Origin of the sequence: Streptomyces sp. NPDC059743, assembly GCF_042732975.1 — a bacterium.
GTDB lineage: Bacteria > Actinomycetota > Actinomycetes > Streptomycetales > Streptomycetaceae > Streptomyces.
Genome location: NZ_JBHWGS010000023.1, coordinates 21,380 through 45,973 on the forward strand (window position 1 = coordinate 21,380; position 24,594 = coordinate 45,973).

Genomic DNA, 24,594 nt, shown 5'->3' on the forward strand with positions numbered 1-24,594 from the left:
GGGTCCCAGGGCCCACGACCGTACGGGAATGGGCACATAACCTCGCTTTCATGTCGCCACTGGGGGTAGTGCGTCGTTTTCGTCGTCGTGTGCGGCGGCTCATGCCGCGTACGGACACTCGTCTGCTGGGACTGCGCAGAGCGCAGCGGGGCCAGGGAACCATCGAGTACGTCGGTCTGGTGGTCGTCGTCGCCGCGATCGTCGGCGCGCTCGTGACGACCGGCGTCGGGCCGACCATCGCCGAGGGCATCGGCACGCAGGTCTGCCGGATCACCGGCGGAAGCAACTGCGGCGGAGGCGGTGGCGGTGGTGGCGATGCCGAGGCCGTCGATGAACAGGACGATCCCGGCGCCGACGACCCGCTTGACGACACCGCCTCCGACACCGGAGGCACCGGTGACACGGACGAGATCGATACGGGCGACACCGGCGATCCCGGCGACATCGACGCCGGCGACGCCGGCGAGAAGACACAGACCCAGATCGACTACGAGGCCGCCCTCAAGGAACTCCAGGACGCCCAGGCCGCCGAGCAGGCCGACTCCGACAAGGCCAAGGAGGCCGCCAAGGAGCTGGCGAAGATCCTCGCCGACGAGCTGGGCATCACCGACGCCCTCGACTGTGTCACCAAGGGCGACATGGGCGCCTGCACGGAGACGCTCGTCAATGTGCTGCTCAGCCTCGTCGGCGGCGCCGTCGGCAAGCTCGCGGCGAAGTACGGGGCGCCGTGGAAGTGGAAGAAGGCCGTCGAGCTGGTCAGAAAGCTGAAGAAGCACGGCGACGATCTGTACGACGGCATCAAGGGCCTGATCAAGAACCGTAAACGGGTCGGCGAGGCGGAGGACAAACTCGCCGACGCGAAACGGAAACTCGACGCAGAGAACGCCAAGAACGCCAAGGACAAGGAAAAACCCGACGGGAAGCCCGACAACGAGCCCGCCACCTGTCCCGTCCGCCACAGCTTCCTGCCCGGCACGCCGGTACTCCTCGCCGACGGCCGCCGTATGGCCATCGACCAGATCCCCGTGGGCGCCCGCGTCCTTGCCACCGATCCGGTGACCGGTGTGACACAGGCCCGTCCTGTCGTACGGACCATCACCACCCACGACGACAAGGACTTCACCCGGCTCACGGTCGCCACGACCTCGGGCCCCGCGGTGATCACGGCCACCGACACCCATCCGTTCTGGCTGAGCGACCGTGCCCGCTGGGCCGACGCCGGCGAGATCGCGCCCGGCGACGAGCTGCGCACACCGATCGGGACGCCGATGCGCGTCGTGGCGGTCGACCACTACACCCAGCGCCGGACCACCCATGACCTCACCGTCGCGGGGATCCACACGTACTACGTCTTCGTCGGCTCCGCTCCCGCCCTGGTGCACAACCAGGACATCTGCGATCCACTGACACGTGAACAGCTTGACGAGACCTATCGCGCCAACAACTCCCAGAAGGTCCTCGACCATGTGTTCAACAAGGCGGATCACGGCTTTGACGATCTGGTCAGGAAATCGGGCGGGCGTGAGCAAGCGCTGAAGAAGATCGTGGACAGTCTCGGCGACGGTCCGATGACGCAGAAGCCCGGTGGCCAGCCGGGCGAATTCGAGCTCAGCCGGGTGGTCGAGGGCGAAACCGTCACGATCCGCGGGCGTATGGTCAACGGAATCGCCCGTATCAGCACCGCGTTCATCCCCGCCAAGCACCCGGGAAACAGGTAACGGATCCATGGACCAGAGGGACCAGGAGCACAAGGACCAAGGGCAGAGGGAGCAGGAGCAGGAGCAAAGGGCCCAGGAGCACAGGAACCAGGAGTACGCCGAGGTCAAACGGCTTGCTCAGGAGGAAGGTTCGACCGCCCGGCTCCTCGACTACGCGCAGGTCGTCTTCGGTCTCGAATGGTTCGACGAGGAGAGCGCGGCGGTCGCCACCGTCACACGCGTCGCCGACGAGCACCCGGACGATCCGCGCGCCGCTCTGCTCTTCTCGCACAGTGCGTTGCACATCCAGCTTGACGAGGACGCCGTGCTGCGCGGAGGCGAACTGGCGGCGAGGATTCCGCGGGAGTCCTCGTACCGGCCGATGGCCGCCGTACAACTCGCGGCGGTCAACGAGTGGAACGGCGTGGACCGGAGCGACCGGGACCTGACGTTCCGGCTCATCGCGGAATCGGTCGAGCGGGCGCCGGAGCTGACCTCGAACAACGCCTGGCTCGGCAGGCTCTACGCGGAACGCGGAGAGCCCGCGCAGGCCAGACAGTATCTGGAGCGGGCCAGGGCGAACATCCTGGAGGCGCCGGAGCGGGCGGCCCTGTCGCTGGTCGAACGCGCCTGGCACGAGTGCTTCACGGGCCGCCTCTCCTCGCCGGTGGGAATCGAGATGGACCTCGCCAAGCTCCTCCGACCGGACAGCGACTGACCGGACAGCGACACATGGCCCATGGGTACGTCGCCGAGAAGCGACGACGAAGCGACGGAGAAGCGACGAGTGGGACCGGACTGGGTCCTGGGGCCCATGACCGCGTCGTGCGCAGCGCGTAGCGTCGCGCTTCCGACGAGGTTGTGTACGTCCAGGAACCGCATCCGCACGCTCCCGCGAACGCCGGAGCCGTTGACCGGGGGTACGTACCGTGATCTGCAACTTCCTGCTCAGCAGACGGCTGGAGCCGGCCGAGCTGACCGAGGCGCTGGCCGATGTGGTACGGGTGCCGCGCGGCCAGGTGGACGTTTGTGCCGGACGGGACGACTTCGGCGAACGCGACTGGGAGGCGTTCGTCCTCTGTACGTACCGTCCCGTGCGCGGCGATGTGGCGATGAGCCTCGACATCCAGGTCCAGCCGTCGACCGCCGTCCACGGCGCGCCCGTGACCGAGCCCGAGCTCGCCGTGGCCTTCGCGCGCGGGACCGGAGTCACGGTGCTCCATCCCGACGACCGCATCGATCCGGAGACATACTGGCTCACGGACCCGGCGGGCACGGTGACCAGGGCCCGTCTGCTGGCCTCGGACGACGAGCCGACGACGTACACCGTCGACGCCGTCGAAACGCCCGTCGCCGCCTTCCCGGGCGCCGAGGTGACACCGCTGGCCGAGACGCCCTGCGCGTAGTACATCCCGACACGTGTGGGCGAATGCGCCGAGCTGGAAAGACAGTTGCCGCTCACCGCTGTAACGGAATTGGATGAGCAGGCAGAAGACAGGCAGAAGAGCAGACAGACGAGCAGGCAGACGGGCGCATGGACGGACGAGCAAACAGGGTGAGCGAGTGAACAACCTGACGGACGTGCCCTTCGGCGAGGAGTTGCGGGCCACGCTGGGCGCCCCGGGCCGGGCGCGCGTGCTCGACAGCAGCCCGCGGTCACGCGTGTGGCGGGTCGAACTGCCCGACGGCGTCGAACTGCCAGGCGGCGGGCCCGCCGTCGTCAAACAGCTTGTCGACGGGCCCGAGGCCGCCGGCAGATACGCCCGTGAGGCCGCCGCGCTACGGCTCGCGGGCAGGGCCGCGCAGCCTGTCGTACCGAGGCTGCTCGGTACGGACGACGACGCGCGGCTGCTGGTCATGGAGCTGCTGGACCACCGGCCGCCCGCCGAGGGCTGGGAGGTCGCCTACGCCGAGGCCCTGGCCCGGCTGCACGCCTCCGCCCTCACCGCGCCCGCGGACGAACTCGCCGCGCTGCCGGCCTGGTCGGGCCCGCGCGACGCCGACATCGACTCCTTCCTCGCGCTCGCCCACGCACTCGAAGCCACCGTCCCAGCCTCCGTACGCGACGAGCTGGACGGTTTGGTCGAGCGACTGGGCCGGCCGCCGCTCCGCCCGTCGCTGCTGCACGGCGACCCGTGCCCGGGCAACGACCTGCACACTCCGGACGGGATCCGCTTCGTCGACTTCGAGCAGGCGTCCCTCGGCAGCGGACTGATGGAACTGGCCTACGTACGGATCGGCTTCCCGACCTGCTGGTGCGTCACCGCCGCGCCCGCGCCGCTGCTCGACGCGGCCGAGGCCGCCTACCGTTCGGCCTGGCGTGACGCGACGGGCACCGAGCCCGAGGGCGACCTCGCCGACGCGTGTGCGGGCTGGCTGATCCGTGGCGACGCCCTCGTACGGCGGGACCACCGGGACGGGACCGACCATCTCGCCAGGCTCCCGCGCCAGGACTGGACGTGGGGCACGGCCTCCGCCCGTCAGCGGCTGCTGCACCGTCTCGGTGTGGTCGCCCGGATGACCGATGCCGGTACCAACTCAGGGCTGGGCGGCCTGGGACGGCTTGCTACGGAAATGGCCGCACGGATACGAGCCCGCTGGCCCCGGCTGGCTCCCGTACCGGTACGACGCCCGGAGTGAACGGGGCGCCGGGCGCCGGGCGCCAAGGCGTCCGGGTAGGCACGCGGGCGCGGATTGGGTCCGTAGGCCCATGCGTGCTGGTGAGAGCCGGCGCTAGCGTGCCGGGACAGCCGGTGCGCGACAGACCGGCGAGCCGCAGGTCCGGCGAGAGTCCAGCGAGATGGGAGAACCGTCATGCAGACGCGCACCGCGGGTACGCCGGACATGTCACGGCGCGTCATCCTGGCCGCGACGGCCGCCGCGCTCGCGCTGGGGCTCACGGGCGCCTGCGGAGGCGGCGAACAGAGCGACGGCGGGACGTCGAAGAAGGGCGCCGACGCGAAGGCCCACGCGACAGCCGCAGCCACGGACCCCGCCGCCACCCCGACCGGCGAACCGTCCCAGGCGCCGAAGCCCCGGCCCGGACTGACCGGTATCGGTGCGAGCGACGGCAGAGTGCTCGGCCAGGACGAGCTGGACCGGGCGGTGCTCACCAACGGCGACGTCTCCGGCTTCACGGTCGAGCGGATGGCCGGTCCGCCGCCGCAGGGCGAGACGGCCGAGAAGACCGAGTGTCTGCCGCTGACCGCCGTGCTCAACGGCAAACCGGAGCCGCTGGGCAAGGCCGTCGCGTACCGGCAGCTCGCGGGCGCGCAGAACAGCCGTCCCGCAGTCTCGGAGTTCCTCACCGCCCATGGTGCGCAGGCGGCCGGCACCGTGCTCAGCAGGCTCCGTACCGCCGTCACGGCCTGCGCCGACGGCTTCACGGCGACCGGCGGTGACAGTCCGTCGAAGTACACCGGTGTGAAGCTGCTGCCACCGGTCGAGGTGGGCGACGACGCGCTCGCCTACCAGGTGACGGGCGACTTCGAGGGCGAGCCGGTCCCGCTGGTGTTCCATGTCGTACGGGTCGGCGGCACGGTGGCCACCTTCTACACGGCGAACCTCGAAGGCGCCAGGACTCCGCAGATGCCCGCAGCGCTGCTCCAGGCCCAGGCGAGCAAGCTCAAGTAGACGCGGCGCGTGGCGCGTTCACGCGTGCCCGTTCACGCCCCGCCCGTCATGCTCACCTTGGTGCCCGGCCGCAGGCCCCAGCGCGCCATCGCACCGGCCTCCGCCTCCAGTACATGGCGGGCCTTCCAGCGCGGCATGGCGAGCCGTCCCGGCCTCAGCGTATGGATGTCCACGACCGTCAACTCCTTGTCCAGATACGCCACATCGATCGCGAAGCGCATCCGGAAGGTGTGCACGCTGTTGCACGGCGTGATCAGCAGCGCGCCGTCGATCCCGTCGCGCCCGAGCAGACCGCGTCGCCGTGTCCCGTACGACGCGGCGATCTCCAGATCGACCGGGCCGTCCTGGCCCGCGATCGTCAACTGTCCACTGCCGTTCCGCCAAGTGCCCATGGCCGTAGACCGTAGCGCCCGCCGGCCGGCCCGTGTCCCGGGACCGCCGCTTCTGGGTCCTGACGCGTCCGGAGTGGGCCCCTGGACCCATGACCGGGCCCTGCGGACGGCTCTAGGGTCGGTGCTGTGTACGCCACGCTGATCGTCGTCGCCGTTGTCTGGGGCGGAGCCACCGGACTGCTGTTGCCACGTGCCGCGTACCGGCTCTCGGTCGAGCCGGACCGCCCGTGGCGCGACACTTGTCCGGCCGGACACCCGATCACCGGTCCGGCGGGCGGATGGCTCGGCGGTACGCGCTGCGCGAGCTGTGACGCGGGCGTTCCCGCTCGTACGCCTGCTACGGATACGGATACGGATACGGCGACAGAGGCGCAGGCGAAGGCGGAGAGCCCCGCGCCCGACACGGCCCCCGCATCCTCGGAAGCCGCCACAACCCTGGCGCCCGACGAATCACAACTCCCGGTCGCCGACATCCCTTACGCTCCCTCCGTCCTCATCCCGCTCCTCACCGCCCTCGTCTGCGCGGCTCTCGCGGCGGCGACCGGGCCGCGTCCCGAACTCGCCGTCTGGCTGCTGTTCACGCCCTTCGCCGTACTGCTCGCCCTGATTGACCGTCATGTCCACCGGCTGCCCGACCAGTTGACGCTGCCGCTCGCCGCCGCTGCGGCCGTACTGCTCGGCGTGGCCGCGCTGCTTCCCGGCGCCGGCGGCTCCTGGTCACTGGCCCTGCTCGGCGGACTGGCCCTCGGCGTCTGCTACTTCGTGCTGTTCCTGATCAATCCGAACGGCATGGGCTTCGGCGATGTGAAGCTCGCGCTCTCGCTCGGCGTCGCCCTCGGCTGGTACGGCTGGCTGGTCCTGTTCGTCGGAGCGTTCGTCGGGTTTCTGCTGGGCGCCCTGTACGGTCTCGGACTGATCCTGCTGCGCAGGGCGGGCCGTAAGTCGGCGATCCCGTTCGGTCCGTTCATGATCACCGGAGCCCTGACCGGTATCCTCCTCGGCGCTCTCGCCGTAGCGTGACGTGACGTACTGCTGGAACGGTAAGTATCGAGGCCGGAACGGAGTTGGCCATGACCATGACCGAGAGCCAGACCGAGAGTCAGACAAAGAGCAGGAGCCAGACCAAAAGCCAGAGCAGGATGACCGTCTACACCTGTGGGCTCGACGCGGCGGTGGATGTGGTGGGCGGGAAGTGGAAACCCCTCATCCTCTGGGCGCTGCACGACGGACCGCACCGCTTCGGAGTGCTGCGACGGCATGTCACCGGTGTGAGCGAGAAGATGCTGATCCAGCAGTTACGTGAGCTGGAGGCCGACGGCGTCGTACATCGCGAGGTGTACCGGGAGGTACCGCCACGCGTGGAGTACTCCCTCACGGACATGGGCCAGGCGCTCAACACGGCCCTGCTGCCGCTCGGTGTCTGGGGCGACGAGTTCATGGGCCGGATCGTGGCCAACAAGCGCAGCGAGCGCCCGGAAGCGGACGGGCCCGGTCCTCGTATGGAGACCGAGCCTCGTACGGAGACCGAGCCCGAACCGCAAACTGAGCCCGAACCGCGAACCGCGCCTGAGCCGCAAACTAAGCCTGAACCGCGAACACGGCCTCGACCGCAGACCGGGCCTGAACCGCTGACCGAGCTCCGGCCCGCACGCTCAGGCGTCAACGCACGGGCCGCCGCTCATCGCTCCTGAGGGTTACCGCGCGGCGTGGCTACTACTCGCCACGCCCGGGCCCGTACGCCTGTGAGCTCCGGGATTCCGGGCCCCGTAGGGCCTTCCGGTGCTTCCGGAGCGTCATCATGGCCTGTCGTGGCGCGCACCATCCCTTACGAAGGGTTATGGTGGAAACCCCCCCTCGGGCCGGTCCGTATCCCCCCCACGGACCGGCCCGTTTTCTTGTCCGGGCGACCGCGGAGCGTCAGCCCCGTCCGGCCCAGATGTTCGTGCCCTCGGTGTCCACCGCGAAGCTGTCGATCTCCTTCAGCTCATCGGCGGAGAGCGGCGCCCCTGCCAGCGCCGCGACATTCTCCTCCAGCTGCTTCACGCTCGACGCGCCGATCAGCGCCGACGTCATCCGCGGATCGCGCAGCACCCAGTTCAGCGCGAGCTGCGCCAGCGACTGGTCCCGTCGCCGCGCGATCTCGTTCAGCCCGTTCAGCCGCCGCGTGACCTCGTCCGAGAGCAGATCCGGGTCGAGGGACTTGCCCTGCGTGGCCCGGGATCCCTCCGGAATTCCCTTCAGGTACTTGTTCGTCAGAAGTCCCTGCGCGAGAGGCACGAAGGAGATACAGCCCATCCCGGCCGCCTCCAGCGTGTCCAGCAGACCGTCGTCCTCGGTCCAGCGGTTGATCATCGAGTAGGACGGCTGGTGGATGAGTGCCGGGACGCCCATCTCCTTCAGCAGCCGGGCCGCCTCCGCGGTCTGCTCCGCGGTGTACGACGACACACCGACGTACAGCGCCTTGCCCTGCTGTACGGCGGAGGCCAGCGCGCCCATGGTCTCCTCAAGAGGAGTATCCGGGTCGAACCGGTGCGAGTAGAAGATATCGACGTAATCGAGGCCCATCCGGTCCAGGGAGGCGTCGAGCGACGACAACAGGTACTTGCGCGAGCCCCATTCACCGTAGGGCCCGGGATGCATGAGATATCCGGCCTTGGTGGAAATGATGAGTTCGTCCCGATATGCCGAGAAATCCTGCGCGAAGATCTTGCCGAAATTCAGCTCGGCGGATCCCGCCGGAGGTCCGTAGTTGTTCGCCAGATCGAAGTGCGTGACGCCCAGATCGAAGGCGCGGCGCAGGATGCCGCGCTGCGAATCGAGGGTCCGGTCGTCACCGAAGTTGTGCCAGAGGCCGAGCGAGATCGCGGGCAGTTTCAGGCCGCTGCGTCCGCTGCGCCGGTACTCCATGGAGTCGTACCGGTCGTCGGCTGCGAGGTAAGAGGGAAAATCAGTCACGGTTCATTCCTTATCACGGACTTGTGACAGACCGGGTTGGGTACCTGTGGGGACCGCGCAGTAATGTGACGGCTTCGGGGTCCCAGGACCGGCCCCAGGATCCCGTCGGCGGACGCGCCGGTCCCGACGCGCCGGTCCCCATCGAATCGAGAGGTGGACTCAGTGAACTTGCGCGACCTGGTGTACGGGCTCTACGCACGCCGGGTGGGAGGCCGCCTCGATCATGCCCAGGTGCCCAAGCACATCGGCGTCATCCTCGACGGCAATCGCCGCTGGGCGAAGGCGTCCGGCGGTACGGCCGAACAGGGACACAAGGCCGGTGCCAGCAAGATCCAGGAACTGCTCGGCTGGTGCTCCGAGACCAATGTGGAAGTCGTCACACTCTGGCTGCTCTCCACGGACAATCTCGACCGTCCCGAGGACGAGCTGATCCCCCTGCTCGGCATCATCGAGAACGCGGTCCGCGATCTGGCCGCCGACGGCCGCTGGCGGGTGCACCACGTCGGCACGCTGGACCTGCTGCCCGGCCGTACGCAGATGGTCCTCAAGGAGGCCGAGCAGGCCACCATCGGCAACAAGGGCATACTCGTCAATGTCGCCGTGGGCTACGGCGGCAGACAGGAGATCGCGGACGCGGTCCGCTCCCTGCTGACGGACCACGCGAACAAGGGCACCACCTTCGAGGAGCTCGCCGAGATCGTCGACACCGACCTGATCTCGTCCCATCTCTACACCCGCGGCCAGCCGGATCCCGATCTGGTCATCCGCACCAGCGGAGAGCAGCGTCTCTCCGGCTTCATGCTCTGGCAGAGCGCCCATTCGGAGTACTACTTCTGCGAAGTATTCTGGCCCGCCTTCCGCAAGGTCGACTTCCTGCGCGCCCTGCGTGACTACGCGGCGCGCCACCGCCGCTACGGAACCTGACCTTCCGCTTCCTTTCGCTGCCTTTCGAGGGTCCTCCGTACCTAGGGCCTCTCGTTTGGATCTTGCTGGGCTCGCGTGCCCTGGTGCCGCGCCTCGCGGCGTTGTCGTCACTCAACGACGCTCCGCGTCGCCTCCCTCCTCCGCCTTGCGATCCACGGCACCAACGCCGACATCAGCCGCTCCCGCGGCGGGCGCTCCCTGATCCAGCCAGACCCAAACGAAAGACCCTAGTCACGCACCTCCGTCACCTGTGGTTCATCAGCCGTCCGTCATATGCCGTGGCATGGCTGCGCGTGTTCGAGGGAATACCTCCCCCAGGTCGATGTCCGAAAGCCAGGTCCGTGGACGTCGCATCTCAGCGGACGGCATGGGGCCGTCCGCCCGGGAGGCCCTTTGCACCAGGACGACCGTGCGGTCAAACGTACGGGCGACATGGAGGGCCGGAGCTCGGCCCGCGCATGGGGCCCGAGCCCGGCCCACCCGCCCGCGACGCCGTCGCACCCCGACCTCATTCGAGGGGGTACGTCCTTCCGTGGTGACCAGCACAAAGCGCCGCATGCCCGACAGGCGCACCTATGTTCTCGACACCAGCGTCCTGCTGGCCGATCCGAACGCCATGTCCCGCTTCGACGAGCACGAGGTGGTGCTGCCGATCGTGGTGATCACGGAGTTGGAGGCCAAGAGGCACCATCCGGAGCTCGGCTACTTCGCCCGGCAGGTGCTGCGCCTGCTCGACGACTTCCGCGTCCGGTACGGCCGTCTCGACGCCCCGATTCCGCTGGGCGACCTGGGCGGCACGATGCGTGTCGAGCTCAACCACTCTGATCCCGGCATCCTGCCCGCCGGCTTCCGTCTGGGGGACAACGACTCACGGATCCTCGCGGTCGCGCGCAATCTCCAGGCCGAGGGATACGACGTCACGGTCGTCTCCAAGGACCTGCCGCTGCGCATCAAGGCGTCGTCGGTCGGCCTCCTCGCCGAGGAGTACCGCGCCGAGCTCGCCATCACCGACTCCTCCGGCTGGACCGGTATGAGCGAGCTGACGCTCGCCGCGGACCAGGTCGATCTCCTCTTCACCGAGGAGTCGCTCTATGTGCCCGAGGCGAGCGAGCTGCCCGTGCACACCGGGCTGGTGCTCCAGTCCGAGCGCGGCAAGGCGCTCGGCCGGGTCACCGCCGAGGGCAATGTCCGGCTCGTCCGCGGCGACCGTGAGGCCTTCGGGATCCACGGCCGCAGCGCCGAGCAGCGCATCGCCCTCGATCTCCTCCTCGATCCCGACATCGGCATCGTGTCGATGGGCGGCCGGGCCGGCACCGGCAAGTCGGCGCTGGCCCTCTGCGCGGGCCTGGAGGCGGTCCTGGAGCGCCGGCAGCATCAGAAGGTGATGGTCTTCCGGCCGCTGTACGCGGTGGGCGGGCAGGAGCTGGGCTATCTGCCCGGCACCGAGGCCGAGAAGATGAGCCCCTGGGCCCAGGCGGTCTTCGACACGCTCTCCGCGGTGGCGGGCCGTGAGGTGATCGAGGAGGTGCTGGGACGCGGCATGCTCGAAGTGCTGCCGCTCACCCATATCCGCGGACGCTCCCTGCACGACGCGTTCGTCATCGTGGACGAGGCCCAGTCCCTGGAGCGGAACGTTCTGCTGACCGTTCTGTCCCGGATCGGGGCGAACTCCCGGGTGGTGCTGACCCATGATGTGGCGCAGCGCGACAATCTGCGGGTCGGGCGGTACGACGGAATTGTCGCGGTGGTCGAGAAACTCAAGGGACATCCGCTTTTCGCGCATGTCACCCTGACGCGCTCCGAGCGCTCGCAGATCGCCGCGCTGGTGACCGAAATGTTGGAGGACGGTCAGATCTAGACCGTATCGCCACGGTTGATGCCGCCCGGCGGAGCGCAACAGCTTAGCCGGGCGGCGTTGTGCCGCGTGGTGCTTTCCTTTTTTTCCCGGTCAAACGGAGTGTGAGCTTTCCCACGCAACGAAGAATTGCCTCACGGCGTGGCCTTCCGGCAGAGTCTTGCTTCCGTCAGGCCCCGCATGCGGCACACGCGCACCCCCAGTGGTGCGGCACCACACAACTCAACAACTGCCGCCGTATGCCGCCCGTGCACCACGCGGCAGTCCCCGCAAGGGGATTGCCCACCGGGCCCGTGTCTCCCGTGACCCAGTAGTGCGGAGGCCAGTGCCAGGGGCACGATCGCGCCCGCGAGGTCACCTATGCGGGCGATGCTGGAAGGACACCGTGTGAGCCGGATCTCGGTCCGGGGGTTCGCCGTGGCTTCGGCCACCGCGGTCACCACCGTCGGCGCAGTCGTGGGTGTCGCCTCGGGCGACCCTCAGGTCTCGGACAACGACTTCGAGACAGCAGCAGCCGACCTGACGCTCCTCGCGGACATCCCGGCGGGCCAGCAGGCGCAGGTGCAGACCGCGTCGCTGACCCAGCAGGCCGATGTGATGGCCGCGGAGGCCGACGCGAGCGCCAAGAAGTCCGCGGAGGAAGCGGCCCGTATCCAGGCCGCCGAGGACGCCAAGGCGAAGAAGGAAGCCGCCGAGGAGAAGGTCAAGCGCGAGCAGGAGGCCAAGGAGGCCGCCGAGCGCGCGAGCCGTGACGAGGTGCGTTCCGCCTCCTCCTTCGCGTCGCAGAGCTCGTACACCGTGGCGCAGGTCCAGGCGATGGCACGGCAGATGATTCCCGCCGACCAGTACCAGTGCTTCAGCAATATCGTGGACCACGAGTCCGGCTGGAACTACAAGGCGCAGAACCCGTCCTCCGGCGCGTACGGTCTGGTCCAGGCGCTGCCCGGCTCGAAGATGTCCTCGGCTGGCGCCGACTGGCAGACCAACCCGGCCACCCAGATCAAGTGGGGCCTGAACTACATGGACGGCCGCTACGGCAGCCCTTGCGGCGCCTGGTCGTTCTGGCAGGCCAACAACTGGTACTAGGCACCACACCGGCTCCGCCCGGCGCTCAACCTCATGAAGCCCTCCGCCGTCCTACGGTGGGGGGCTTCTCCCGTGTACGGTCGATTCGAACATCTTCGGGGGAGTACGTGGGGCGAGGGACGGGGGGGAAGAGGAAACATCATGTCGAGAGTGCCGGCGTGGCTCAGCCAGATGGGTACGGGACTGACACGGATGGGTGAACACCTGGACCGGCGCAGGGCCGAGGCCGACGAGGCACCGGTCACCGTTACCGTGGCCGCGCCCGAATCCGCGCCTGATTCCGTTCCGCCGCCTCCTTCGTACGCTCCCGCCGTCTCCGGCAAGCCCGATCCCGTCTCCGCCATCCCTTGGGGCATGCGGGTCGCGGGCGAGGCCGCCTGGCGGCTGCTCGTCCTGGCCGGGATGGTCTGGGTGCTGATGCGTGTCATCAGCGCCGTACAGCTCGTCGTCATGGCCTTTGTCGCCGCCCTGCTCATCACGGCGCTGCTCCAGCCCACGGTCGCCTGGCTCAGACGGCTGGGCGTACCGCGCGCGGTGGCCACCGCGCTGACGGCGATCGCCGGATTCGTCCTGATGGGACTGGTCGGCTGGTTTGTCGTGTGGCAGGTCATGGAGAACGTCGACGATCTCTCCAACCGGGTCACGGACGGTATCAACGAGCTGAAGCGCTGGCTGCTCAACAGCCCGTTCCATGTGACCGAGGACCAGATCAACGACCTCGCGAAGAGTCTGAGCGACGCCGTCGGCTCGAACGCCGAGGGAATAACCTCCGCCGGGCTCCAGGGCGTGACGGTGATAGTGGAGCTGCTGACCGGGATCTTCCTCGCGATGTTCTCGACGCTCTTCCTGCTGTACGACGGCAAGAAGGTCTGGCAGTGGTCGCTCAAGCTGGTCCCGGCCCAGGCGCGCGAGGGCGTCGCGGGAGCCGGGCCGCGCGCCTGGCACACCTTGACCGCCTATGTGCGCGGCACGGTGATCGTGGCGCTGATCGACGCGCTCTTCATCGGGCTCGGGCTCTACTTCCTCGAAGTGCCGCTGGCCGTTCCGCTGGCCGTGATCATCTTCCTCGGCGCGTTCATCCCGCTGGTCGGAGCGGTGATCTCGGGCGCGCTGGCCGTGGTCGTGGCGCTGGTGACACAGGATGTGTTCACCGCGCTGATGGTCCTGCTCATCGTGCTCGGTGTGCAGCAGATCGAGGGCCATGTGCTCCAGCCGTTCATCCTGGGCCGCGCGGTACGGGTGCATCCGCTGGCGGTCGTCCTCGCCGTCGCCGCGGGCGGTCTGGTCGCGGGTATCGCCGGAGCGGTGGTGGCGGTGCCGCTGGCGGCGGTCACCAACACCGTCGTCGGCTATCTCCGCGCGTACAGCGCGGAACGGGACCTACGGCACGCGTCCCCGCCGGCCACGACGGTGCCGGCGGCGCGGGAGCCCGAGCCGGCCGCGGCGCCGCTGAGCACACCGGCGGTCGCCGAGGGCACGGACGGCCGGGAATGATCTCGGAGCCGGAACTGGAGGACACGGAGAACGGCCCGCAGGTGATGCCCTCCGTACCGGCTCCGAGGACGGGCGACGGCCCGCAGGCGCCACCGGCCGGAACGCCCGGACAGGCCGCCGCTCCCGAGACGATCGCAGGGCGGCGCCCGCGTCGGCTGCTGTCCCGGCTGCCGTCGCAGCGCGCGCCCTGGCTGTGGGCGCTCGGCGGCGCGGTGGTCGCCTCCGCCGTCTGGGCGGCGGGACTGTACGCGTACGGCCCGGCCGGGCCGGATCTGGGCGGCTACCGGATCAGCCGTAATCTCTGCCTGGACGCCGAGCTGCCGGCCCTGTCCGCCTTTCTCGGCAAGCCGCAGCTTCCGAGGGCGGCGGTGGACGAACAGCTCGCGATCGACCGGGCCTACTGCACGCTGACGCTGATGGGGAGCCGACGCGATGAGGCCAAGAACGACAGCGGTCCGGTCCCGTACACCGGCGTCGACATCAACTACACCCTGCACAAGCGGACCGATCCGGGCCCCGAGTTCGACGCGACGGTGACACAGCTCGCTCCCGGCGGAGCGCCGGAGCGGCGCGTCATGCGCATACCGGACCTGGGCGAGCGCGCCTATCTGGTGACGGATCCCTCGCGCGACACGCGGGAGCTGAAGGTCCTCGACGGCCAGGCCGTCCTCACCATCGCGGTCAGCCACAGCGTCAACTACACGGTGGATCCGGCCACCGGCGAGTACCAAGTGCCGGAGCCGGCCGACTTCTCCGGTATCGAACCCGCCATGGTCGAGGACATGAGAGACCTGATGGACGCGCTCAAGCGATAGCCGCGTTCCTTACCCGACCTCGTCGGCCTCCGCGAGCACGGCCTCCGCGTCGAGCGTCGTGCCGACCGCCTGGATCACCGAGGCGATCTTGAACGCCTCCTGGATCGTCTCCCGGTCCACGCCCGCCTTGCGGAGCACCTGCTCGTGCGAGTCCAGGCACGCGCCGCAGCCGTTGATGGCGGAGACGGCGAGCGACCACAGCTCAAAATCAGTCCTCTCCACACCCGGGTTGCCGAGCACATTCATCCGCAGCCCGGCGCGGAGCTTTCCGTACTCCGGGTCCGACAAGAGATGCCGTGTCCGGTGGAAGACATTGGTCATCGCCATCATGGCCGCGGCCGACTTGGCGGCGGTGTACGCCTCGGCACTCAGCCGAGCCCTGGCCTCCGGCCCCAGCGCGAGCAGCACCGCCCGTGAGCGCGAGGCGATCGCGCAGACCAGCACCGTGCCCCAGAGCCGTTGCGTCGGCAGTTCGCTGTCGCCGACGACCGAACCGAGGTTCAGCCGTAGGTCCTTGGCGTAGTTCGGTATGGCCGACTTGAGTTCATCGAGTCCCGTCGAGGTCACGCCACCGATGGTGACACAGCGCGGCCGAGGACTGTGGCGGGCGGTTCTGTCCTCAATCGCCGGACGGGCTGATTTTCCGGCCTGCGGCCGGGCGCGCCACGGGGCAGGCCCCTACCAACCACGAACCCGGCACCGGGGTCACCGGTTCCGTCCTCAAACGCCGGACAGGCTGGATTTTGCCCCACAGTCTGGGCACCCGGCACCGGGGTTGGCCGTTCCGTCCTCAAACGCCGGACGGGCTGGGTATGCAGCCAGGATCGGGCGGGAAGCCGGGTTCCGGGCAGGAGGGGGTCGGGGTCGGAGGAGGTGCGTGTCCGGACACTAAAGCGTGATTTGTGCCGCACACGAAACCCGCACCCAACAACCGGCCCGCACGCGGCGTAAATCATGCCGTCCGGACATGCACCTCCGGAGGCCCCGACACCCGCACCCACCACGCACGCGGCCCCGCGCCGTCAGGCGCGAAACGCCCCCGCCGCACGGCGGGCTCCGCCGGGAGGCGCCCCCCCCGCCGCAGGCGCGCACCGCCCCCCGCCGCAGGCGGCCCCCGCCGGGAGGCGCACCCACCGCACCGGCCCCCCGCCGAGAGGCGCACCGCACCGCCCCTACCCTGGCGGCGGGTTCTTCGGGGGTCGGCCCCGGCCCGGGATCGGTGCCGCGTTGCCCGGGAGGCGGCCCGCGTCCGCCAGCGCGCGGCGGAGCAGGAACTCGATCTGCGCGTTCGCGCTGCGCAGCTCGTCCGAGGCCCAGCGGGCAAGCGCGTCGTACACCGCCGGATCCAGTCGCAGGAGGACCTGCTTGCGTTCGGTCACTGGTAAAGCGTGCCCGTGTTCACGACCGGCTGCGCCGAGCGGTCCCCGCACAGCACCACCAGCAGATTGCTCACCATCGCCGCCTTGCGCTCCGCGTCCAGCTCCACGATGTCCTGCTCGGTCAGCCGCGTCAGCGCCGCCTCGACCATGCCGACCGCGCCGTCCACGATCTGCCGCCGGGCCGCCACGACCGCGCCGGCCTGCTGGCGCTGGAGCATCGCCGAGGCGATCTCCGGCGCGTAGGCGAGATGCGTGAAGCGCGACTCGATGATGTCGACACCGGCCGCGTCGACACGGGCGCGCAGCTCGACGGCGAGCTTCTCGGTGATCTCCTCGGCGTTGCCGCGCAGCGACAGGCCTTCCTCGTCGTGGTTGTCGTACGGGTACTCGATGGCGATATGCCGTACGGCCGCCTCGGTCTGGGTGGAGACGAACTCCAGGAAGTCGTCCACCTCGAACAGCGCCTGTGAGGTGTCCTCGACCCGCCAGACCACGACCGCGGCCAGCTCGATCGGATTGCCGTAGGCGTCGTTGACCTTGAGGACCGGTGTCTCGTGGTTCCGTACGCGCGTCGAGATCTTGACGCGAGAGGTGAGCGGGTTCACCCAGCGCAGCCCGTCGGTGCGGATCGTGCCGCGGTAGCGGCCGAAGAGCTGGACCACCCGGGCCTCGCCCGGCGCCACCGTGTTCAGTCCGCACAGGACGAGGAACGCGGCGGCCACGACCAGCGAGCCGGTCACGATCACCGCCGACTTGGCGCCGGCCGAGTCGAGCAGGGCGCCGAGGACGATCAGGAGAGTGCCGACGGCGAGGCCGAGCAGTCCGAGGAGCAGTGCGAGAACGCCGCCGCGGCTGTGGGCCGAGTATTCCCGTACCTGGGGGTCGGGCATCTCCGGCAGGTCGTCGATCGGTGTCTTTGTGCTGGTGAGCGTCATGTTCCTACCCCGTTTTCCGTTCTGGTCGCCGACAGTGCGACCGCTATCATTCTGATATCAGATTATGCCTTTTGGCAACCCTCGGGCCGTCTCATGAGTCGGTTCCATTGAGACGGGTGCGGATTGTCACGTCCGGAAAGTGAGGATCGACGCCCTTTGTCACAGCAAGCGGTGTTACGTTTCTGAGCTGATTCCGATGGGGAGCGAGAGCGGAGCGACACGGGGATGGGCCGAGCTGAAGCCGGACGGGCGCGGCAGCGTGGAGCGCGCCGGGCGCCGAAAAAGGGCGGCATGCGCCGTTTCTTCACGCCGAAGAAGCTGCTCGGCACCTTCTTCGGGCTCTGTCTGCTCGCCATGGGCGGATTCGTCGTGATCTATATGCTGGTCCCGGTGCCGAGCGCCAACGCGCAGGCCGAGATGCAGAGCAACGTCTACAAGTACAGCGACGGCACGGTCCTGGCCCGTACCGGCGAGATCAACCGCGAGATCGTCGGGCTGGAGCAGATACCCAAGGAGGTCCAGCGGACCTTCGTCGCCGCCGAGAACAAGACCTTCTACCAGGACGCCGGCGTCGACATCAAGGGCACGGCGCGCGGTCTGCTGAACACCCTCTCCGGCAAGGGCAAGCAGGGCGGCTCGACCATCACACAGCAGTACGTCAAGAACTACTACCTCAACCAGGACCAGACGGTCACCCGCAAGCTCAAGGAGCTGGTGATCTCCCTGAAGGTGGACCGCAAGAAGGACAAGAACGAGATCCTCGCCGGGTACATCAACACCAGCTACTACGGACGCGGTGCCTACGGGATCCAGGCCGCGGCCCAGGCGTACTACGGCATCGACGCGGCCGAGCTGAATGTCGCCCAGGGCGCGTATCTCGCCGCGCTGCTCCAGGCTCCCAGCCAGTACGACTGGGCCGTGGCGGGCGACACCGGCAAGCGGCTGGTGACCGAGCGCTGGAACTATGTCCTCGACAACATGGTCGAGATGAAGTGGCTGGACGCGTCGGTCCGCTCCGGTCTGAAGTTCCCCGTGCCGCACGCGCCCAAGGCCGCCCACGGCATGGAGGGCCAGACCGGCTATCTGGTCGAGGCCGCCGATGAGGAACTGGCACGCCAGGGCGTCGACAAGGCGGACATCGACGCGGGCGGCTGGACGATCACTCTCAATATCGACAAGAAGCGGCAGCAGGAGCTGGAGCAGGCGGTCGACAAGGAGCTGGAGAGCAAGCTCGACCGCAAGAACAACAAGACGGACGCGACGGTCCAGGCCGGTGCGACCTCCGTGGACCCGAAGACCGGGCGGGTCGTCGCGCTCTACGGCGGCACGAGCGCCACCGAACACTGGATCTCCAACGCCACCCGCAACGACTACCAGCCCGCGTCGACCTTCAAGCCGGTCGTGCTCGCCTCCGCGCTGGAGAACGGCTCGAAGACCCAGGACGGCGAGAAGATCGGCGTCAACACGCGGTACGACGGCACCAGCAGACGGCCGGTCGTCGGCAGCGACACTCCCTTCGATCCGCAGAACGAGGACGACCAGGACTACGGCTGGGTCAACGTCCAGACCGCCATGAACAAGTCCATCAACTCCGTCTTCGCGCAGATGGTGGTCGATGTGACTCCCGCCAAGGTCAAGCGGACCGCGCTGGCCCTCGGAATGCGGGACGGCAAGGCCTTCCCCGAGCGGCCGGCCATCACACTCGGCACGATGAACGCCTCCACCTGGGACATGGCGGGCGTCTACGCGACGCTCGACAACCACGGCAGGAAGGTCACTCCGGCCATCGTGAAGTCCGCCTCGCACAAGGACCGTACGGTCGACCTGCCCGATCCGATCGGCAAGCAGGCGGTCAGCCGGGAGACGGCCGACACCGTGACCCATGTGCTGCAAGGTGTCGTGGACAACGGATCGGGCTTCGAGGCCGATACGTCCGCCTATGACGCGGCGGGCAAGACCGGTACCTCGGAGAAGAACAAGTCCGCCTGGTTCGCCGCCTACACTCCTCAGCTCACGACGGTCGTCGCGCTCTTCGGCGAGTCCACCAAGGAGGGCGGCGAGCAGGTCACTCTGACCGGCACCGCCAACAGCGGCCGTGCCAACGGCGGCGGCTTCCCGGCCAGGATCTGGGCGGACTACACGCTGGGCGCGCTGAACGGCGGCTCGGACGCCCAGTTCGATCTGGAGATCGCCGAGCCCGTACGCGAGGAGCCGGTGGTGACGCCCAGCGAGACGCCACCGAGCGAGACGCCGAGCACCGAGCCGCCGTCGTCCACGCCGAGCCGGCAGGAGCCGGAGCCGCCGGCGGACACTCCGAGCCAGAGCGCGCCCGAGACACCGGAGCAGAGCCCGCCGGCCAGCGAGCCGGGTCCCGGCGAGTCCAGCAGTGGCGATCCGGGCGGCGTGGAGACCGGCGGCGTTCCCACCGGGGGAGCTCCGGCAGGCGGTCCCGGCCGCGGCGGCCCGTGAGGAGCGGCTGCCTTGTGACGGCAAGGAGCGGCCCCGGCGGATGCGATCACATCCGCCGGGACCGCTCCTTGCCGGTCGCGCCGGCCGCGATGGACGTACGCGCCGGACGTATGAGACGCGCCGGACGTACGCGCCAGATGTACGCGCCGGACGTGCGGTACGGGCCGGTCAGCCGCCGTTCATCTTGTTCGCGATACGGTCGCCGATCACCTTGTCGATATTGCGCCAGTACTGGAGCGCCCGGTCGAGCACCGGCCGGGACACGCCCTGTGCCAGATGCCCGCTGACGTTCGACACCAGCCGGTCGCGCGCGGCGTCGTCCAGGACCTCGCGGACCTGTGTGCCCGCCTGGCCCCAGTCGTCGTCCTCGCGGTGCAGCTTGTACGCCTCGCGCACCATCTCGCCCGCCGAGGCCCAGCCGGCCGGATCGCCGAAGCGCTCCGTGTCGGCCGCGGGACCGCCGTACGAGTTCGGCGCGTACGGCCTCGCCGCCGCCGACGGCTCGTACCGCATCGGTCCGTCCTTGGCGTACGAGCGCACCGGCACCCGTGGCCGGTTGGGCGGCAGCTGGGTGTAGTTCGGGCCGATGCGGTAGCGGTGTGTGTCCGGGTACGAGAAGAGCCGCCCGAGCAGCATCTTGTCCGGCGAAGGGCCGATGCCCGGCACCAGATTCGAGGGCTCGAACGCGGCCTGCTCGATATGGACGAAGTAGTCGTCCGGATTCTTGTTGAGCGTCATCCGGCCGACATCGATCAGTGGGTAGTCGGCGTGCGGCCATACCTTGGTCAGATCGAACGGATTGAACCGGTAGTCGGCCGCGTCCTCGAACGGCATGATTTGGACCTTCAGGCTCCAGGTCGGCGCGTTCCCGGACCGGATCGACTCGTACAGATCGCGGCGGTGGTGGTCCGCGTCCGTACCGGCCATCGCGTCGGCGTCGGCCTGTGTGAAGTAGTCGATGCCCTGGTCGGTCTTGAAGTGGTACTTCACCCAGAACCGCTCGCCTGTGCCGTTCACCCACATATATGTGTGCGAGCTGTAGCCGTTCATATTCCGGTAGGACTTCGGAATGCCCCGGTCGCCCATCAGCCAGGTGACCATGTGTGCGGACTCGGGAGAGAGCGTCCAGAAGTCCCACTGCATGTCGTTGTCGCGCAGACCGGTCGCCGGGTGGCGCTTCTGCGAGCGGATGAAGTCCTGGAACTTCTGCGGATCACGGACGAAGAAGACCGGCGTGTTGTTGCCGACCATGTCGTAGTTGCCCAGCTCGGTGTAGAACTTCAGCGCGAAGCCGCGTGGATCGCGCCAGGTGTCGGGCGAACCCATCTCGCCGGCGACCGTCGAGAAACGGGCCAGCATGTCCGTACGCTTGCCCGGCTGGAACAGATCGGCCTTGGTGAACTGGCTGACGTCGTTCGTCACCTCGAAGACGCCGTACGCGCCCGCGCCCTTGGCGTGGACCACGCGCTCGGGGACCCGTTCCCGGTTGAACTGGGCCATTTTCTCGATCAGATAGTGGTCTTGCAGCAGGATCGGCCCGTCGGGACTGATGGTGAGCGAGTGTTCGTCGCTCTCCACCGGGATGCCGACGTTGTTGGTCGTGTAAGCCGTCCTGGGGGATGACCCGCTCACGAACGTCCTCCCGTCGATAGCAGGCCCGGGAAACCGGGGGCGCCCCGGGGAATGGCAGCGTTCATTGAGAGCGCCTTCCCCAGTCAAGCCCTCCTACACCGTGTCGGCAACATCTGCATTCGTCCCTTTTGATCCTTTTAGCGGTCTCGTTCGATTCGGGTGTGAGGTGGTCGGCCGTGCCCGGATGGATCACATCCGGGTCGGCAGCTCGAACCAGACCACCTTCCCGGTGGACAGCCGCGTGGCTCCCCAGCGCCGCGCCAGCCGGTTGACCAGGAACAGTCCCCGTCCGCTCTCGTCCGTGTCCCGCGCCCGCCGCTGTCTGGGAAGCTGCGGCGAGTCGTCGCCGACCTCACAGCGCAGTACATCTGTACGGAGCAGCCGCAAGGTCACCGGGCGCTCGGCGTACCGGACCGCGTTGGTGACGACCTCGCTGATCAGCAGCTCGACCGAGTCGCTCAGCTCCTCCAGGTCCCAGCGGGCCAGCGCCCTTCTGGCCAGCCGTCTGGCCCGTCCCGGAGCGGCGTCTTCCGGCTCCAGGAACCAGTACGCCACATCGCTCGGCGCGATCCCGTCGAAGCGGGCGGCGAGCAGCGCGATGTCGTCGTCGCGGTCGCCCGGGCCCAGCACATCGAGGACGTCGTCGCAGAGCGCCTCCAGCGGTGGCGAATGATCGGGCCCGGTGAGCTGCGCGGCGGCGGCGAGCCGCTCCCTGAGCTGCTCGATGCCCGTCCATACGTCACGCAGCCGTGACTCGACCAGCCCGTCCGTGTAGAGCAGCAGCGTCGCTCCGGCGGGCGCGTCCAGCTCGACGGCCTCGAAGTCCACTCCGCCGACGCCGATCGGCGCGCCGGGCGGCACCCGGAGCACCTCGGCACGGCCGCCGAGATGCAGCAGTATGGGCGGCGGATGGCCCGCGTTGGCGATGGTGATCCGGTGCGAGACCGGGTCGTACACGGCGTAGAGGCACGTCGCCATCCGGTCCGAGCCGAGCCGCTGCGCCTGCTCGTCGAGATGGTGCAGCACCTCCTGCGGCGGCAGATCCAGACCGGCGAGAGTCTGCGCGGTCGTACGGAGCTGGCCCATGATCGCCGCAGATGTCATGGAGTGGCCCATGACATCGCCGACGACCAGGGCGACGCGGCTGCCGGGCAGCGGGATCGCGTCGTACCAGTCGCCGCCGACCCGGGCGGTCTCGGCGGCCGGAAGATAGCGCGAGGCCAGCCGGACACCCGTGGGCTGCGGCAGATTCTCCGGCAGCATCGTGCGCTGGAGCTCGTCGGCGATATACGCCTCGCGGCCGTACAGCACCGCCTTGTCGATCCCGAGCGCCGTGTGCGTGGCGAGCTGCGCCGCGACCAGCAGATCGTTCGGCTCGAAGGCGGCGCGGTCGGGTCTGCGGAGGAAGACGGCCGCGCCGATGACACGTCGGCGTCCGCGCAGCGGCGCGAGGATCGCGCGGTGCCCGGTCGGTACGGCACGGTCGGCGCCCAGCAGCTCCGGCAGCGCGGCGCGGGCCGCGGCGGAGTCGCCGAAGACCGGGCGCACACCGCGCAGGACCTCGGAGAGCGCACCGCCCGAGGCGACCTCGCACAGCTCCGCGGCGGGCATCACATCCGACTGCGGATCGAGGATCGGCAGCCGCAGCGCGTCGCTGACCTGGAGCGGGATACCGCCGGTCTCGGTGTCCTCGTCGGTCAGCCGCAGCCGGTCCGTGCGCCGCAGCCGCAGGACGAACGGCGACACCGGGCGCTCGTCACCGACGGGCAGCGGATCGCGGAGATAGACGAGTATGGCGTCGGAGAACGTCGGCACGGTCGCGCGGCACAGCCCGAGCACGATCTCGTCCAGGTCTATGCCGCGCGCGATACGGCGCGTCGCGGCGCCCACGAAGCGCAGCCGGTCGCCCTCGCGGCGCGCCGTCGCCGCGGGATCGGGCGCGGGCGCCGGCGACGGTACGGAGGGCCCCGGTACGCCGGAGGCGCCGGCCTCCTGCCGCGGGCGCGTGCGTTCCTGAGGCCGGGCAGCCAGCGGCTGCCTGCCTTCGTGGGAGGGTGGGTGCTCCGTCACGCGTTGGGTTCCGTCCGTCCGGGCCGGTGGTGCGATGCGGTCACTGCGACTGGGTCAGGTCCCGGCAGCGCCGTTCCCCGCCGGGGTCTGTGCCCAGGCCCTGTCCGGTGTCCGGTGCGTCTCAGGACACCCGGGGGCGTCTTACGGTTCCTGCTGGGCCCGCAACGCACGGCTCCACCCCCTCGTAGTGACTCACGGTCGTCATGACGTGCGGTCGTAGCGGCTAACGGTGTGACGTCTGGTGACATGCGGTGTGACTAACGGTCAGGCCGGTTGCTGCGCACACCCGTTGCCCCGGTGCAGTCTTCCGGAGGACGATCCTACGTTTGAACCCTGGGGGCACATCAAGGGTCTCATGACGTCGGCGGCGGCGCCCCTGTGATCACGGTCTTGGTCAGCACTGTTCCAGCCATGCGGACCGCTTCCGGCCATCACTTTTGTCAAGTCTTCGGCGATGCGAAGAGCTGTCCGTACGGCCGTACGAAGAGCGGTACGGGCAGGCGTGCGACGGCCTGTGCGACAGGCCGTGCGGCGGGCTGTGCGGAAGTGCGCGCGGCGGGGCGCTCAACGGGCCTGTGCCCCGGCGCGCTCCGGCGCCCGGTCCCAGTCGTCGGGCAGCTCGGGCACCGTCCAGTGCGGCTCGGGCCGCCAGTGCTCCCAGCCGTCGCGGAACGGCGCGCCCCAGCCGTTGACGACCTCGATCGCCGCGAGCCCGGCCTCCCTGACCTTGCGCGCCTGGGCGGGTCCCATCAGCCCGTCCTGCTGGGCCTGGGTGAACTCGTCCTCGTCGCGCCACCGCCAGCTCCGGTCGGGAAAGACGTCGATGTCGAGGAAGTGGTCCTCGGAGTCGATACCGCCGGCCCAGCGGGTGCGGGGCTCCTCCAGATTCACGTACCAGTTCTGGAAGTGCCAGTCCCGCTCCCACCACAGCCACACCGACCACGGCTCACCGGGCCGCGCCAGCTTCAGCACGCCCATTCCGTACCACCGGTCGCGCACCACCGTGCGCGGTGTGGTGTAGCGGGTCGCCAGCGGCTCGTTCTGGATCGGCGAGCCGTCCGCGAGGGCCGGCTTCATACACGGTGTGTCCGGCGCCAGCCAGGCGGCGAGCAGTTCGGCGGAGTCCTGGACGACCGTGACGGGACGGCAGATGTGCACCCGGTCCCCGGCGTTCTCCCGGTACCGCCACAGAATCTGTGTGCCGGGCGCCCAGTGCCCGGCCGCCGCCGTCTCTGTCATGCGCAGATCCTAGAGCGCC

Annotated in this window: 20 protein-coding genes and 1 pseudogene; 13 read left to right on the forward strand and 8 right to left on the reverse strand. The window is 69.2% G+C overall.

Features of this window, described 5'->3' with window-relative positions:
- Nucleotides 1–89 precede the first annotated feature (89 nt).
- From ACFV6H_RS32730 to ACFV6H_RS32750, 5 genes are all read left to right on the forward strand, one after another.
- Nucleotides 90–1,718 (forward strand): polymorphic toxin-type HINT domain-containing protein, encoded by a 1,629-nt coding sequence (locus tag ACFV6H_RS32730; protein ID WP_385549668.1) that lies wholly within the window; start codon nucleotides 90–92, stop codon nucleotides 1,716–1,718.
- A 7-nt stretch (nucleotides 1,719–1,725) separates the two neighbouring features.
- Nucleotides 1,726–2,415, forward strand: coding sequence for a hypothetical protein (locus ACFV6H_RS32735; protein ID WP_385549671.1), 690 nt, complete (start codon nucleotides 1,726–1,728; stop codon nucleotides 2,413–2,415).
- Between the two features lie 211 nt (nucleotides 2,416–2,626).
- Complete coding sequence (locus ACFV6H_RS32740; RefSeq protein WP_384785218.1) at nucleotides 2,627–3,103, forward strand: hypothetical protein; 477 nt, start codon at nucleotides 2,627–2,629, stop codon at nucleotides 3,101–3,103.
- Between the two features lie 157 nt (nucleotides 3,104–3,260).
- Complete coding sequence (locus ACFV6H_RS32745; protein WP_385549674.1) at nucleotides 3,261–4,337, forward strand: phosphotransferase family protein; 1,077 nt, start codon at nucleotides 3,261–3,263, stop codon at nucleotides 4,335–4,337.
- 174 nt (nucleotides 4,338–4,511) lie between these two features.
- A complete protein-coding gene (locus ACFV6H_RS32750; RefSeq protein WP_385549677.1) occupies nucleotides 4,512–5,330 on the forward strand; it encodes a hypothetical protein in 819 nt (272 codons plus the stop codon).
- A 32-nt stretch (nucleotides 5,331–5,362) separates the two neighbouring features.
- On the opposite strand, the gene ACFV6H_RS32755 is transcribed toward ACFV6H_RS32750, so the two are convergent.
- Nucleotides 5,363–5,722: a DUF192 domain-containing protein gene (locus ACFV6H_RS32755; RefSeq protein ID WP_384982358.1), complete on the reverse strand. Its 360-nt coding sequence runs from the start codon at nucleotides 5,720–5,722 to the stop codon at nucleotides 5,363–5,365.
- Between the two features lie 126 nt (nucleotides 5,723–5,848).
- On the opposite strand from ACFV6H_RS32755, the gene ACFV6H_RS32760 reads away from it, so the two are divergent.
- A complete protein-coding gene (locus ACFV6H_RS32760; RefSeq protein WP_385549681.1) occupies nucleotides 5,849–6,742 on the forward strand; it encodes a prepilin peptidase in 894 nt (297 codons plus the stop codon).
- 119 nt (nucleotides 6,743–6,861) lie between these two features.
- A pseudogene (locus ACFV6H_RS32765) lies at nucleotides 6,862–7,182 on the forward strand (winged helix-turn-helix transcriptional regulator); the annotation flags it as partial.
- A gap of 457 nt (nucleotides 7,183–7,639) precedes the next feature.
- Here the strand turns inward: ACFV6H_RS32765 and mgrA are convergent.
- A complete protein-coding gene (mgrA, locus tag ACFV6H_RS32770; protein WP_093598244.1) occupies nucleotides 7,640–8,677 on the reverse strand; it encodes an L-glyceraldehyde 3-phosphate reductase in 1,038 nt (345 codons plus the stop codon).
- Between the two features lie 162 nt (nucleotides 8,678–8,839).
- On the opposite strand from mgrA, the gene ACFV6H_RS32775 reads away from it, so the two are divergent.
- The 5 genes from ACFV6H_RS32775 (at nucleotide 8,840) to ACFV6H_RS32795 (ending at nucleotide 14,851) form a co-directional block, all read left to right on the forward strand.
- Nucleotides 8,840–9,601: an isoprenyl transferase gene (locus ACFV6H_RS32775; protein ID WP_093598247.1), complete on the forward strand. Its 762-nt coding sequence runs from the start codon at nucleotides 8,840–8,842 to the stop codon at nucleotides 9,599–9,601.
- A 532-nt stretch (nucleotides 9,602–10,133) separates the two neighbouring features.
- Nucleotides 10,134–11,459 carry a PhoH family protein gene (locus ACFV6H_RS32780; RefSeq protein ID WP_093598250.1) on the forward strand — a complete coding sequence of 442 codons (1,326 nt, stop codon included), beginning with the start codon at nucleotides 10,134–10,136 and terminating at the stop codon, nucleotides 11,457–11,459.
- A 384-nt stretch (nucleotides 11,460–11,843) separates the two neighbouring features.
- Nucleotides 11,844–12,542, forward strand: a complete 699-nt coding sequence (locus ACFV6H_RS32785) for a transglycosylase SLT domain-containing protein (RefSeq protein ID WP_384982363.1) — start codon at nucleotides 11,844–11,846, stop codon at nucleotides 12,540–12,542.
- Between the two features lie 141 nt (nucleotides 12,543–12,683).
- Nucleotides 12,684–14,036, forward strand: a complete 1,353-nt coding sequence (locus ACFV6H_RS32790; protein ID WP_385549686.1) for an AI-2E family transporter — start codon at nucleotides 12,684–12,686, stop codon at nucleotides 14,034–14,036.
- Nucleotides 14,033–14,851: a hypothetical protein gene (locus tag ACFV6H_RS32795; protein ID WP_385549689.1), complete on the forward strand. Its 819-nt coding sequence runs from the start codon at nucleotides 14,033–14,035 to the stop codon at nucleotides 14,849–14,851. The genes ACFV6H_RS32790 and ACFV6H_RS32795 overlap by 4 nt, the downstream gene beginning before the upstream one ends.
- Before the next feature lie 9 nt (nucleotides 14,852–14,860).
- Here ACFV6H_RS32795 and ACFV6H_RS32800 read toward each other — a convergent pair whose 3' ends face one another.
- From ACFV6H_RS32800 to ACFV6H_RS32810, 3 genes are all read right to left on the reverse strand, one after another.
- The gene (locus tag ACFV6H_RS32800) at nucleotides 14,861–15,418 is read right to left on the reverse strand and encodes an alkyl hydroperoxide reductase (RefSeq protein WP_385549692.1); all 558 of its coding nucleotides are present in this window, start codon (nucleotides 15,416–15,418) and stop codon (nucleotides 14,861–14,863) included.
- 605 nt (nucleotides 15,419–16,023) lie between these two features.
- Nucleotides 16,024–16,281, reverse strand: coding sequence for a hypothetical protein (locus ACFV6H_RS32805; RefSeq protein ID WP_385549695.1), 258 nt, complete (start codon nucleotides 16,279–16,281; stop codon nucleotides 16,024–16,026).
- On the reverse strand, nucleotides 16,227–17,165 hold the full coding sequence (locus tag ACFV6H_RS32810; RefSeq protein ID WP_385549698.1) for an SPFH domain-containing protein: 939 nt from the start codon (nucleotides 17,163–17,165) through the stop codon (nucleotides 16,227–16,229). The genes ACFV6H_RS32805 and ACFV6H_RS32810 overlap by 55 nt, the downstream gene beginning before the upstream one ends.
- Before the next feature lie 225 nt (nucleotides 17,166–17,390).
- Between ACFV6H_RS32810 and ACFV6H_RS32815 the strand changes: the two genes are divergently transcribed.
- Entirely contained in the window at nucleotides 17,391–19,634 is a 2,244-nt protein-coding gene (locus ACFV6H_RS32815; RefSeq protein ID WP_385549701.1) for a transglycosylase domain-containing protein, read from the forward strand.
- Nucleotides 19,635–19,802: 168 nt separating this feature from the next.
- Here ACFV6H_RS32815 and ACFV6H_RS32820 read toward each other — a convergent pair whose 3' ends face one another.
- The 3 genes from ACFV6H_RS32820 to ACFV6H_RS32830 all read right to left on the reverse strand — a co-directional run bounded on the left by ACFV6H_RS32820 (nucleotide 19,803) and on the right by ACFV6H_RS32830 (nucleotide 24,575).
- On the reverse strand, nucleotides 19,803–21,266 hold the full coding sequence (locus ACFV6H_RS32820) for a catalase (RefSeq protein WP_384986145.1): 1,464 nt from the start codon (nucleotides 21,264–21,266) through the stop codon (nucleotides 19,803–19,805).
- Between the two features lie 189 nt (nucleotides 21,267–21,455).
- Complete coding sequence (locus tag ACFV6H_RS32825) at nucleotides 21,456–23,336, reverse strand: SpoIIE family protein phosphatase (protein WP_385549706.1); 1,881 nt, start codon at nucleotides 23,334–23,336, stop codon at nucleotides 21,456–21,458.
- Between the two features lie 564 nt (nucleotides 23,337–23,900).
- Nucleotides 23,901–24,575, reverse strand: a complete 675-nt coding sequence (locus ACFV6H_RS32830; RefSeq protein ID WP_385549708.1) for a DUF402 domain-containing protein — start codon at nucleotides 24,573–24,575, stop codon at nucleotides 23,901–23,903.
- Between the last annotated feature and the right edge of the window lie 19 nt (nucleotides 24,576–24,594).